The organism is Pseudomonas sp. Marseille-Q5299 (genome assembly GCF_943737035.1).
In the GTDB taxonomy this organism is placed as follows: Bacteria; Pseudomonadota; Gammaproteobacteria; order Pseudomonadales; family Pseudomonadaceae; genus Aquipseudomonas; species Aquipseudomonas putida_E.
Map to the genome: position 1 here is coordinate 260,973 of NZ_CALSFR010000004.1, position 12,793 is coordinate 273,765.

A 12,793-nucleotide genomic window follows, 5' to 3' on the forward strand; every position below is an offset into this window, starting at 1 on the left:
GCGGCTAAACCGCGGCGCCCAAGGCCTTGTCGACAGCCTTGCCGCGCCCGCCCAGCCATACCAGCACCAGGGCCGCCGCCGCCAGCACGCCGCCGGCCATGGGCACTGCGGCATAGCCCAGGTCCAGGCTGATCACCGTGCCACCCAGTGCCGCGCCAACGGCATTGCCAAGGTTGAATGCGCCGACGTTGATTGACGATGCAAGCCCTGGTGCCTCGATGGCGGCAGTCATGACGCGCATCTGCAAGGGCGGCACCACGGCGAAGGTGAACACGCCCCAGACCAGCAGCGCGACGGCCGCACCAATGTGGCTGCCCAGTAGCAGCGGCATCAGCAACATGATCAGCGCCAGAGCACCGAGGAAGATGCGCGCAGCGCCGTCCAGCGACCAGTCGGCCAGGCGCCCACCCAGGCTGTTGCCCAAGGTGAAACCGACACCGATCAGCACCAAGCCGAGGGTGATGAAGCTGTTTGAAGCGCCGGTCAGTTCCGCCAGCACCGGCGCTACGTAGGTGTACAGGGTGAACATGGCACCGGCGCCAAGCACGGTGGTAGCCATCGCCAGCAGCACGCTGGGGCGGGCGATGACCGCCAGCTCTTTGCGCACGTGGGGCACGCTGCCACGCTCACCTTTGGGCAGCGCGTACCACAGGGCGGCCATGGCCAACAGGCCGAGTACTGCAGTACCGGCAAAGGCCATGCGCCAGCCGACCTGCTGGCCGACCCAGGTCGCCGCAGGTACGCCGCCGATATTGGCGATGGTCAGGCCCATGAACATCGTTGCCACGGCACTGGCCTGTTTGTCCTTGGGGACCACGCTGGCGGCGACCACTGCGCCCAGGCCGAAGAAGGCACCGTGGTTGAGGCTGGTGACCAGCCGCGAGGCGAGCAAGGTGTAGTAGTCCGGGGAGAGTGCCGAGAGCAGGTTGCCGAGGGTGAAGATGGCCATCAGCGCCATCAGTGCGGCGCGTTTGCCAAAGCGGCTGAACAGCAGGGTCATGATCGGCGCACCGACCATCACGCCGATGGCATAGGCGGTAATCAGCATGCCCGCGCTGGGGATGCTCACATCGACGCCTTGCGCGATTACCGGCAGCAGGCCCATGGGCGTGAATTCGGTGGTACCGATGCCGAAGGCGCCGATAGCCAGGGCAAACAAAACCCGTTTTGGGGAAAGCGTGCTCATCAGGAGCTCCGGTTCAAAGGTCAATGAGCAGTGGTACCGGCCAGGAACAGGCCGGTACCGACATGCAGCGGGTAATCAGTCCCAGGCGGGCGCCAGGCCATCCGGGCTGACTTCACGGCCATTGCGCTCGAGCGAGGCGATGCGCGCCATGTCGTCGGCATCCAGTCTCAGGCTGCAGGCGAGCAGGTTGCTGGCCAGGTTCTCGCGCTTGGTGGAGGAGGGGATCACTGCGTATCCCTGCTGCATGGCCCAGGCCAGGGCCACCTGGGCGACCGTGGCCTTGTGCTTGGCGGCGATCTCGGCCAGCACCGGGTCCTTCAGCACTTTGCCGTAGGCCAGGGTCATGTACGAGGTGAGGGTGATGCCCTGATCCTTGAGGTAGGCAGCCAGTTTGGCGTTTTGCAGGTAGGGGCTGAGCTCGACCTGGTTGGTGGCGATTTCGTCTTTGCCGACCACCTCGATGGCTTGGCGGGTGAGTTCGATATTGAAGTTTGACACGCCGATCTGACGGGTCAGGCCGAGTTTTTTGGCTTCGGCCAAAGCTGTCATGTACTCGGCCAGTTCGATGCCCTTGCCTGGGGCTGGCCAGTGGATCAGCAGCAGGTCGACGTAGTCGGTACGCAGCTTGGCAAGGCTCTCGCGCAAGCTTTGGGCAAGCTTGTATGCGCCATGGTTGTCGACCCAGATCTTGGTGGTGATGAACAGCTCGCTGCGCGGTACGCCGCTTTCGGCAATGGCCTGGCCTACGTCGGCTTCGTTCTTGTAGATCTGCGCGGTGTCGATGGCGCGGTAGCCCAGCGCCAGGGCGGACTTTACCGAGTCGATGACGGCCTGGCCGGTGAGGCGGTAGGTGCCAAGGCCGAAGGATGGAATGCTCATGGGGCTGCTCCTGCTGAGTGATTGAGGTTGAACCAGAGCTTGGGCGCCCTGCTGCCGACCTCGTTCGAATGGGGAGCAGTGTGCAAGTTTTGCAGGGCTTGATTAAGACGGCACAACGCCAAGGTCTTTTGACCAGAAATCACGAGTCATCCCTGGGCTCGTGATTCGAACGCCGTGAATAAGCCCTGTCAGTCTCGACTCACGTGGTGATCTGCCCAGGAGCCGACTGCAGTCGCCACAGATGGCCCATGCCAGCCACCTGCTCTTGCAGCGTAGAGGCCAGCCCTGCACGCCGCGCAGCCCGATCCTGGCTGAGCATCTCGTCAAGCATGTCCAGCAGTTCACGAGACTGGGCTGCCGCTGCGCTATGGGTCGTATCGTCCTGCAGCACGCCCTCCTGATAGGTGCGCACGCGCTCTTTCTGGCTGGCCTCTTGAGTCGCGGTCGCCTCGACCAGGGCGTTGTCGGCGAACGCCAGGCGAGTGCTGCTGCGGGATTGGTCGTCAATCGTGTGATAGCTGTAGTTCTGCGTTTTGTTGTCGCGGGTCAGGGTCAGGCCGACGAGCGGGTTCAAGCCTTCATGCCAGGCGGCTTTCATGCTTGCCTGTTGCGCCTGCTCCACGGCCAGGTTCGCTGCCGGGCCTTGCAGAGTGGTCGATTGCGAAACCTTGTAGTCGAAGTGGTCCACTTCTTCAGGCCGCATCGGATTGATCTTCTGTTCGGTCTGCGTGATCGCGGCATCGAAGTCGGCCAGGCCGCTCAACAGCAGGCGGCTGGCCGTGTTCTGCGCCAGGTCATGGCCTGCAGGGCGCTTGCTGGTATCGTCCACGCTGTTGAGCTGGCTGAAGGCATCCTTGAACAGTGCCATCAGTTGCGCGTCACCATGGCCGCGCTTTTGTGCTGCGTCGAACTGGGTCAGGTAATTGGCCACAGCTGCCTGACGCTGAGCCTGGCTGCCCAGCAGCGCGCCGCCCTGGGTGTCGAGGTTCATCCTGACCGTGCCGTTGGCGCCTTGCAGTGTGAGGTTGCGGGAATCTTCGTTCAGTTGCAGGTCGAAGGTTTGCTGGTCGCCGCCGGCATTCTGCAATTTGGCATTCAACTGCAAGCCGGTGAACAGCGCCGGGTCGAGCTTGACCAGTGCGCCCAGCTGCAGGCTGGGTGGTTCCTGGGTCAGCCCGTTGAGGGCAGCCTGGAAGCTGTTCGCAAGCGCTGCCAAGCCTTTGAGCTCGTCAGTGGTCAACGTACCGCCTTGCACGTCGGCATCCACGGCCAGGCCGTTGGTGCTGCTGTAGAGCCCCACCGTCACGGTGGCGCCTGAGCCGGTAGTGAGGTTGAAGCTGACGCTGCTGGTGGCGTGTTCGCGCAACCTGGCCTGCTGCATGGCCAGCAGCAACGGGTCGGTTGTCGCGCCATCATCGATCGCCAGCCCGGATTGCGAGATACGCTGGCCACCGCTGGCCGCCAGTTGCTCCAACAGGGCAGCGCCAAGCCCTTGGAAGCGCGCTGCTGGGGAGGAAGCCTGAATGGCGCTCAGCATGTACATGCTGAGTTTGTCGATGCCGTCCTGCTCCCACACATACTGTGTCTGCGCTTTACCGAGGGTACCTTTGGCCGTGTAGGTCTGGGTGTCGACGCGGCTTTCTTGCTGGCCAAGGCTTACCGCCGTGCTCGGGGATGTCATCGGCGCTTCTGTCGGCAGGGTGGCTGGTACCTGAGGTGCACGGTGGGTGATGTGGGCGACAGGGGTCAGGCGCACCACTGAGGTGATCGGGTTCATCGCCAGCTTCCTTTCTGGTCAGCAGTTGTAACTGTTATCGGCAGGGCTTGTGCAAACGTGAACGTCTGTCACGTAGGCAGGTTGCAATAGTTAACGCAAAAGCCTCGTCACGCGGTGGTGCAATCGCTGTTTTGCGCCCTAGGAGCCCGCGATGCCCAGTCAGCCGTTCACTGATGACTCCACCAATGCCTTGATTGCCAGTCGCTTGCCCGCCTGGCTGACCGAACTTGCGTCCGACACCCTCAACAGCTTGCTCCAGAGCCAGCAGCGACAACAGCAGCTACAGCATCAGTTGCACGAATGGCTGGCGCGGATCACCCCACTCGATGCATTTGCCGAGCCGCTGCTGCGAGAAGCTCTGCAGGCGGAACATCAACTTGGTGTCGATGTGCGTCGGGCCACGCTGCGGCGCAGAACCCTGCAGCGATATCCCTCGCATGTTGCGCAAGTGCCGGATGGGGTCAAAGAGCAGATCTACCAGCACAGCCTGCTGCAATCGGCGTTGCATAACTTTACCGAAGGTGAAACGTTCGCCACCAGCATCATGCAGGGCACTGCGGTGCTGGATGCATCAGGGAATGCTTGCGCGCTCTCGCCCAAAGCATTCTTTGCCCTGTGCCGCTCGCTCGACCTGGGGGGGCGTTACCAGGCGTACCTGCGCGCGCAGTTGACGCCCGGTGGTGAAGCGGGGAAACAACTGAGCACGCTGATCGAGGCAGGTTATCGCACGAGTCTCGAGGCGGCGCTGAGGCTGGCACTGGTCAATGGTGAAATAGCAAGGCATGCCTATGAACACTGTGCCCCGCTGATTGACTTGATCTCAGCTACACCCCCCTCCATCTCTGGGCTGCGGCCCATGCAACTGCGTGTGTTCGGCCGGCTGGTGCGGGGCGCGGTGGCGTTCGAGATAACCCATCAGCGCGCGACCGGTGACGAGTTCGAGGGCATATTGTGCTGGATCCCTGATGATCCTCAAGGCCCGCTGACCTGGTATACCTCTTGGGCATCGCTGTTCATGACGTTGGGTAAACAGTTCCGTTTGCCCGGTTACGTCGAATTCTTCGAACGCTTTATCGGTGAGCGTGACCGGAGTGCCTACACCCGTGCCTTGACCCAGGCGCTGAGTGATACTGCCGAGAATGTGCCGGTCCAGCTCGATGGTCGTTACGAGCCTATCGAGCAGCCGTTGTTCGAATACCTGCGCCGCCAACTGATCGACACCCTTTTGGACAATGCCAAAGTGCACGCCATACCCACTGCCGAAGTGGACGCGCAGCAGCGCGACAGGCGCCTGCATTTCTACCTGAGCTTTGCCATCGATGCGTTGGGCCTGGCGAGCTTCGCGCTACCTGCACTGGCTTTGCCATTGCTGGGGATCACCGCGTTGCAGGTGGCTGACGACGTGTACGAGGGCTATGCCGATTGGCGCTTGGGGGACCGCCAGAGCGCGCTGGAGCACTTGTATTGCGTAGCGCAAACCGTGGCTATGACAGCAGTCAATGCCGGCGCAGGCGCGGCTTCGCACCGCCTGGTGGAGGATGCTCGCGTCGCAGATCTAGTGCCGGTCTACACGGATGAACATACATTGAAGTTGAGTGACCCCAGGCTGCCAGGCTATGCCGTCCGAGACCGAGGAGCAGTCGGTGAGTTGATCAGTCTGCAAGGTGCAGAGTATGTGCGTACACCCTTGGCCAGCCATTTGACCTACCTGGAAGCTCAAACGCAGCAGCGTCGCATCCGCCATCCCGTGCGTCCCAATGCTTATGCGCCGCTGCTCGAGGGCAACGAGGGCGCTTGCTGGCAGCATGAACTGGAGACGCCCCAGGAATGGCACGCCAGCGCTGAGCTGTTTCAGGACCTCGACGCGGGCTGGGGGCACCTCGATGAGCAGGCCATACACGCGGTGATGCGGGCAACGGGGTTCAACCAGGACCAACTGCGCCGTTTGCATGTGGAACAGGCACAGGCGCCGGCGCGCTTGCACGATGCGGTGCAGAGGCAGCAGTTGCACGCTCAGCGGCCAGAGCTGAACGGGGAGGCCTTCGAGCGGCAGCTGCAGGCTCAGCAGCCCATGCCCGGCGAAGCCGAAACCCTGCTTCGCCGGGACTTTCCCGGCCTGTCGGTAATGGGTGCGCGTGAGATCATCGAACATGCGCCCGAGGACCAGGTGGAGCATATGCTCGCGCACCAGCGTGTGCCGTTGGCCTTGGCCGAGCAGGCGCGCTGGTACGTGCGCGATACGCGCCTGGACCGCGCTTGTGCGGGCCTGCTTCAAACCGCAGCAATCAATCGTGATACCGAGCAACTGGCATTGGGCATGATCGCCGAGCGCGCACCGTGGCGAGGAGTGCGCATCGAGCTGCGCGGTGACACGCTGTCGGGTGAAATGACTGCGTCGGCCGGAGCGCAAGCGGCCAGCGAGGTACGCACCGTGCTTCGAACGGCCCAGGGGTATCAGGCGCTGGATGCGCGCGCAAACCCGTTGCCATTGGCCAGAGCTGACGACAGCCTGTTCCAGGCCCTGTTGCTGCAGCTCGATCCCTGGCAGAAACGAATGTTGGGCGATGCCAGCGACGCCCCCGAAACACTGGCCCAGGCCATGTCGCAATGGGCCAGCGAAGAACGCGAGCTCGCCGCTTCACTGTTGCGCATGGCGCCAGTCGGCCTTGGTTTCAGGCCGCCGGTACGGCTGGGCGACGGGCGCCTGGGTTACCCCTTGAGTGGCCGTGGCGAAAGCAGCAATCGCGCATTGCGTCGGGGTATTCAACGGCTGTTCCCCGATTTCGACGAAAGCGCGATGGAGCAGTTTGAGCAGAACGCCCGCACGCTTGGGCTGACACCTTGGAATCACTACCTGCGCCTGTGTGAAGAGCTGCGAACGCTTGATCAGGCGTTGGGGCTGTGGCGTCGGCAATCGTCGGGGCCGATTCAGTTGATCCGGCGGGCGCGCATGGCACGGCGGATTCGTCACGCCTGGCAACGTCGCACTCACGACACTGACGGCCATCCTGCGTTGATTCTGGAGGGTTCACGCCTGGGTAGTCTGCCCGAACTGCCGGAGCGCGTTCACTTCGACCATGTGACTTCCCTGGTACTGCGCAATCTTGATCTGACGGCGCTCAGCGAGGGCTTGCTCGCCCGCTTTCCCAATGTACGGCGCCTGGACTTGTCTTCCAACCGGCTGACCTCGATACCGGATACCAGTGCACTGGCACAGCTGGAACAGCTCGATTTGCGTAACAATCGCATCGTCGACATCAGTGAAGCGCAGGCCGGCTGGTTACGCGCCAACCCCGGCTGCGCAAGCTTGCAGGGCAATCCGCTATCACCGGTTGCACTCGAGCGGCTGGCGATCGAGCCTGAAGCGATCGGCCAGCAGGGCGCAGAGGGCATTGCCCCGTGGCTCGAAGGGCTGACCGAGCGCGAGGCTGCGCCGCGTCGCAGGTACTGGCAGGCGCTGGCGCAAGAGCCAGGCTGCGAAGAGTTCTTTGCTTTTCTCACAGCGTTGCTGCAGACCGAAAAATTTGCTCTTGAAACCGAAGACATGCGGCGTCGTGTGGGTGAGCTGCTTTATGCCATGTACAACCATGCTCATATTCGACGGGCGGTATTCCATCAGGCAGCGGTACCAGGCGCAGGCGCCGACCTCGATGCCTTGATCGTCCACCTGCAGGTGGCGTTGCGCACCGATGGCGTGCGCGGTAGGCAAGTCGAGCAAGCGCTGCGCAGCCTGGGCCGTGAGTTGTTCAGGCTTGATCAGGTGAACCGCTTCGCTGAGCGGTACATCGAAAGCCTGAGCCAGCGCTCGGTGCCCTTCAAGCCAAGTGAGATTTACCTGGCCTTCCGGGTACAGCTTGCAGAGTCGCTGGGTATCTACGGCCAACCGACCTATCTGAGTTTCAAGCATGTCGCCAACGTGACGCCGGACCAACTGGTCGCAGCCGAGGCCGCGGTGTACGAGGCCGAAACAGCTGAGGCGCTGAGCCAGTTCCTGGCTCAGCAGGCATTCTGGCAGGATCATGTACGGCTCGCGTACGCCGATCAGTTCGCGGCCATACGGCAAGCCTACACAGAACGGCAAGCCGCACTAGCGGCCAATGGCGAGCAAGAGCAGGCACCGAGCAATGCAGGCGCTGGAATTGCAGAGCAGCGCACGCAGGAGGAGGTCGCGTTGACGCTGGCGCTGGCCCGCGGCAACTACCGGACGTGGTATCGACTCGAGCTACCTCATGGTCCTGGCTCGCGCGCGTTTGCCCATCTGTCGAGGCGTCTGGACAGTAGCCTGGCGATGTGGTGCGGGGAGCCTGGCGACCCGGAATATCTGGCGCGGTCCTATCTGGCGGGTGTCCTGCGCCATTTCTGGCAGTCGGATTACAGCAATGATGTCCCGCCCCGGCGTTCGAGCAGCGAAGGGTGGACCGTCAGTTCTTTACCCGTGCTGCCCCCAGGCATCATGTTTGAACAAATACGTGACCTGTCAGTGTGCAACCATCAGATTACGGTTATCGAGGCTGATTTCCTGCGTCGTTTTCCCAATCTGGAAACAGTCGACTTCTCTGGCAATTGCTTGCGAACGCTTGATGGGCTTGAGCACTTGCCGCGGGTGCGCACATTGAACCTTGGCGGCAACATGCTCGAAACGGTGCCGGGGTTGCAGTACTTGAGCGAATTGAACGCTCTGGACCTCAGTGGCAATCAACTTGCCGATCTACCGGCTGGCATCGAGCAGTTGACCGAACTGACCCATCTGGACCTCTCCTTCAACCAGATCGCTGCGCTTGATGGGCGGATTGGGCAACTGGCAAGCCTTGAAAGCTTGCAATTGAGCGGTAATCTCCTGAGTGCGTTGCCGGACAGTATTGGCAACCTTGTGCAACTGAGCACTCTCGATGTCGCAGCGAACCGCTTGCTCACTGTCCCGGCACAGTTGAATCTTCTGGGCAGGTTGACCCAGCTCTTCATGCAGAACAATCTCATAACACTCGACGCGCAAAGCCAGTTGCGGCTGGAATGGTTCTCCAGGCTGGAGGTGCTAAACCTTGACGCTAACCCATTAGGGGTAGCGCCACAGTTGCGCTACAACGTTCACCTGCAGTACGTGTCGTTGCGTGCCACGGGCCTTCGCAGTTTTCCGCTGGCGTTGCTGCAGCGCCAGCCAAACCTGGTCGTAGACTTGCGTGGCAACCGGATCGTGACATTGAGCGAGGAGGCGTTGAGCTGGGTCGAAGCGCACCCGCACACGGTCAACCTCGAACAGAACCAGCTGAGTGAGACGGTCATGGAGCGCGTGCGTGAAGCACTGGCTCGGCTGCGGGCAGAACGGGACGGGGCTGCAGAACTGGATCCCTGGGGGGTAAGCAGAAGGCCCATTGACCGCAGGGGTTGAAAAGCCGTGCAGCGAGGTGGCTGCATGAACTGCAGCATGGCCCACCGTGCGGTGGACCATGCCGGGAGACGATCAGCGGCGGCGGAACAGCGGCAGCGGCTCGTCGGTGGCGGCCTGGTAGGTCACCGAGAAGTCCTTCAGCCCTTGCAGGGCATCTTCCGGGTCCTTGTCGGCACGGATGGCGAAGGCATCGAAACCGCAGCGGGCCAGGTAGAACAACTGGTCACGCAGTACGTCGCCAATGGCGCGCAGCTCGCCCTTGAACTGGTAGCGGTCGCGCAGCAGGCGCGCATTGGAGTAGTTGCGCCCATCGGTGAAGGCCGGGAAGTTCAGGGCGATGACCTGAAAGTGCTGCACGTCATCACCGATCTCTTCCGCTTGTTCATCGCTGTCCAGCCACACGCCCAGGCCACCGTCGCGAGCCTTGAGCATATGGGCATGGTCACGCCACAGTTGCAGCGGGACGATGTAGTCGTCGCAGTTGGTCAGTTCGTCGATCGTGGTTTCCTTGGGCAGCAGGTGCCAGGTTTCGTCGACGATCTGGTTGTTCTTAATGATTCGCTGCATAGACGCGTTCCTTGAAAGGGTCGATGCCGATACGCTGGTAGGTGTCGATGAAGCGCTCTTCCTCGGTACGTTGCTCCACGTACACGGCGATCAGCTTCTCGATCACGTCGGCCATGTCGTCCTGGGCGAAGGACGGGCCAAGGATCTTGCCCAGGCTCGCGTCGCGCGCGGCGTTGCCGCCCAGGGACACCTGGTAGAACTCCTCGCCCTTCTTGTCCACGCCGAGGATGCCGATGTGGCCGACGTGGTGGTGGCCGCAGGCATTCATGCAGCCGGAGATGTTCAGGTCGATCTCGCCGATGTCGAACAGGTAGTCCAGGTCGTCGAAGCGGCGCTGGATGGATTCGGCGATCGGGATCGACTTGGCGTTGGCCAGCGAGCAGTAGTCACCGCCAGGGCAGCAGATGATATCGGTCAGCAGGCCGATGTTCGGCGTGGCGAAACCTCCTTCGCGCAGCTCCAGCCACAGGGCGTGCAGCTGACGCTGCTCGACGTCGGCGAGGATGATGTTCTGCTCGTGCGAGGTGCGCAGGAAGCCGAAGCTGTAGCGCTCTGCCAGGTCCGCCACGGCGTCCAGCTGCTTGTCGGTCAGGTCGCCCGGGGCAACGCCGGTGGGCTTGAGCGACAGGGTCACGGCCACGTAGCCAGGGCGCTTGTGGGCGCGGGTGTTGCGCGAGCGCCAGCGGGCGAAGCCTGGGTATTCGGCGTCCTGGGCGCTGTAGTCGACGTTGTCCAGGGCCAGGTAGTCCGGGTCGATGAAGTGGCGCGAAACACGCTGTACTTCTTCTTCGGTCAGGGTGGTGCTGCCGCCACGCAGGTGGGCCATTTCGGCCTCGACCTTCTCGGCGAACACTTCCGGGGTCAGGGCCTTGACCAGGATCTTGATCCGCGCCTTGTACTTGTTGTCACGACGGCCGTAACGGTTGTACACGCGCAGGATGGCGTCCAGATAGCTGATCAGGTCCTGCCACGGCAGGAATTCGTTGATGAACGAACCGACCACCGGGGTACGGCCCAGGCCGCCCCCGACCAGCACGCGGAAGCCCAGCTCACCGGCAGCGTTGCGCACCGGCTCCAGGCCGATGTCGTGCACTTCGATGGCCGCGCGGTCTTCTTTCGAGCCGTTGATCGCGATCTTGAACTTGCGCGGCAGGTAGGCGAATTCCGGGTGGAAGGTGGTCCACTGGCGGACGATCTCGCACCAGGGGCGCGGGTCGATGATTTCGTCTGCGGCAACACCGGCGAACTGGTCGGTGGTGGTGTTGCGCAGGCAGTTGCCGCTGGTCTGGATCGCGTGCATCTGCACGGTGGCCAGTTCGGCAAGGATGTCCGGGATGTCTTCAAGTGCCGGCCAGTTGTACTGCACGTTCTGGCGGGTGGAGATGTGGGCATAGCCCTTGTCGTAATCGCGGGCGATCTTGGCCAGTGTGCGAACCTGGCGGGCGTTCAGCTGGCCGTAGGGCACGGCGACGCGCAGCATCGGGGCGAAACGCTGGATATAGAGGCCGTTCTGCAGGCGCAGAGGGCGGAATTCTTCTTCGCTCAGCTCACCGGCCAGGTAGCGGCGGGTCTGATCACGGAACTGCTTGACGCGGTCCTCGATGATCCGCTGATCGTACTCGTCGTATACGTACATAAAAGTCCTGTCTCAGGCTGCATGCAGCTATTCGCGCGCACGGCCGCGCACTCCGGTTCGGAGCGGGGAAACGATATCAGGTTGCGTTTATGCGCTAAAGTGATGTTTTTGCATATGAAAAGAACCAAACGAACTAAGTGAGATTGACTGGCGTTTATCCGTCACTCAGCGCCGCAGGTTTATACTCGCGGGTTTGTTGGTAAGGATGTAACCGCATGCTCAAGGCATTGTGCTACAGCTTGTGCCTGAGCCTGCCGCTGGCAGCCAGCGTTCAGGCCGCTTCGGTGGTTTTCCTCAATCCGGGCCTACCCGCAGAGACGTTCTGGGTCAGCTACTCGCGCTTCATGCAAGCGGCGGCTGATGACCTGGGCATGGCGCTGCAGGTGCAATACAGCGCCCGTAATCCCGAGCGCGCCCTGAGCCAGGCCCGGGCGGTGCTCAAGGGCCCGCAGCGCCCGGAATACCTCGTGCTGGTCAACGAGCGGTACGTTGCGCCGCAGATCATTCGCCTGGCGCAAGGTAGCGGGGTCAAGCTGTTACTGGTCAACAACGGGCTGACCGCCAGCCAGGCGAGCAGCATTCAAGCCCAGCCCGCAAAGTACGGCGCTTTGTTAGGGGCCTTGACGGCCAATGACGAGCAGGCCGGTTACCAGATGCTGCACCAGATGGTCGCTTTGCTGCCGCCCAGTAACGAGCCGGTGGACCTGGTGGCTTTCGCCGGGCTCAAGACCACGCCCGCCTCGCAGTTGCGTGAAGAAGGCATGCGTCGCGCCTTGGCCGACTTCCCTCAGGTGCGCCTGCGGCAGATGGTTTACGGTGGCTGGAACCGCCAGCGCGCCTTTGAACAGGCGCAGCAGTTGCAGCAGCGCTACCCGGATATCAAGCTGGTGTGGTCGGCCAACGACGAAATGGCCTTTGGCGCCATGCGCGCGTTCGAGGCTGCGGGGCGCAAGCCTGGGCAAGATGTAGTGTTCAGCGCCGTCAACAGCTCCCCCGAGGCCTTGAGAGCGCGTATCGAAGGGCGCCTGGGGGTGCTGATGGGTGGGCATTTCAGTCTCGGCGGCTGGGCCATGGTCATGCTGCATGACGATGCCTATGGTGTGGATATCGCACGGGATGGTCAGCGCGACCATGTGATGCCGGTTTTGCAGTCGATCGATCCAGACAAGGCAAAGCGTTGGCTCAAGCTGGCGGAACAGGACGACTATGGTGTCGACTTCCAGCGTTTCAGCGCCCAAGGACGCCCGCCGACTTACCGGTATCCCTTCCTGACGTCACCTGTCGACTACTGAAAAACCCTGCTTGAGAGAAGGGCATTGCTCGTCTTAACTGCTGGTTGTGAAGTGCATTCCCATAACCACT

The 12,793-nt window shown here is 62.3% G+C and carries 7 protein-coding genes; 2 read left to right on the forward strand and 5 right to left on the reverse strand.

Annotation, left to right across the window (positions count from 1 at the left end):
• Positions 1-4: 4 nt before the first annotated feature.
• From NGJ21_RS13960 to NGJ21_RS13970, 3 genes are all read right to left on the reverse strand, one after another.
• Positions 5-1,186, reverse strand: a complete 1,182-nt coding sequence (locus NGJ21_RS13960) for an MFS transporter (protein WP_115275301.1) — start codon at positions 1,184-1,186, stop codon at positions 5-7.
• A 75-nt stretch (positions 1,187-1,261) separates the two neighbouring features.
• A complete protein-coding gene (gene dkgB / locus NGJ21_RS13965) occupies positions 1,262-2,065 on the reverse strand; it encodes a 2,5-didehydrogluconate reductase DkgB (protein WP_174141647.1) in 804 nt (267 codons plus the stop codon).
• Between the two features lie 199 nt (positions 2,066-2,264).
• Entirely contained in the window at positions 2,265-3,842 is a 1,578-nt protein-coding gene (locus NGJ21_RS13970) for a hypothetical protein (protein ID WP_119688651.1), read from the reverse strand.
• Between the two features lie 151 nt (positions 3,843-3,993).
• Between NGJ21_RS13970 and NGJ21_RS13975 the strand changes: the two genes are divergently transcribed.
• The gene (locus NGJ21_RS13975; RefSeq protein WP_251962218.1) at positions 3,994-9,228 is read left to right on the forward strand and encodes an NEL-type E3 ubiquitin ligase domain-containing protein; all 5,235 of its coding nucleotides are present in this window, start codon (positions 3,994-3,996) and stop codon (positions 9,226-9,228) included.
• Positions 9,229-9,300: 72 nt separating this feature from the next.
• Here NGJ21_RS13975 and NGJ21_RS13980 read toward each other — a convergent pair whose 3' ends face one another.
• Positions 9,301-9,795 carry a DUF934 domain-containing protein gene (locus NGJ21_RS13980; protein WP_046787238.1) on the reverse strand — a complete coding sequence of 165 codons (495 nt, stop codon included), beginning with the start codon at positions 9,793-9,795 and terminating at the stop codon, positions 9,301-9,303.
• Positions 9,779-11,431: a nitrite/sulfite reductase gene (locus tag NGJ21_RS13985; protein WP_046787237.1), complete on the reverse strand. Its 1,653-nt coding sequence runs from the start codon at positions 11,429-11,431 to the stop codon at positions 9,779-9,781. Before NGJ21_RS13985 ends, NGJ21_RS13980 begins: the two co-directional genes overlap by 17 nt.
• Before the next feature lie 215 nt (positions 11,432-11,646).
• On the opposite strand from NGJ21_RS13985, the gene NGJ21_RS13990 reads away from it, so the two are divergent.
• Positions 11,647-12,723, forward strand: coding sequence for an ABC transporter substrate-binding protein (locus tag NGJ21_RS13990; protein ID WP_119688653.1), 1,077 nt, complete (start codon positions 11,647-11,649; stop codon positions 12,721-12,723).
• The last annotated feature ends 70 nt before the right edge of the window (positions 12,724-12,793 follow it).

Excerpts from the sequence above, each read along its gene's own strand:
- NGJ21_RS13960 (WP_115275301.1), bottom strand. The coding sequence starts at position 1,186 with ATGAGCACGCTTTCCCCAAAACGGGTTTTGTTTGCCCTGGCTATCGGC.
- dkgB (WP_174141647.1), bottom strand. The coding sequence starts at position 2,065 with ATGAGCATTCCATCCTTCGGCCTTGGCACCTACCGCCTCACCGGCCAG.
- NGJ21_RS13970 (WP_119688651.1), bottom strand. The coding sequence starts at position 3,842 with ATGAACCCGATCACCTCAGTGGTGCGCCTGACCCCTGTCGCCCACATC.
- NGJ21_RS13975 (WP_251962218.1), top strand. The coding sequence starts at position 3,994 with ATGCCCAGTCAGCCGTTCACTGATGACTCCACCAATGCCTTGATTGCC.
- NGJ21_RS13980 (WP_046787238.1), bottom strand. The coding sequence starts at position 9,795 with ATGCAGCGAATCATTAAGAACAACCAGATCGTCGACGAAACCTGGCAC.
- NGJ21_RS13985 (WP_046787237.1), bottom strand. The coding sequence starts at position 11,431 with ATGTACGTATACGACGAGTACGATCAGCGGATCATCGAGGACCGCGTC.
- NGJ21_RS13990 (WP_119688653.1), top strand. The coding sequence starts at position 11,647 with ATGCTCAAGGCATTGTGCTACAGCTTGTGCCTGAGCCTGCCGCTGGCA.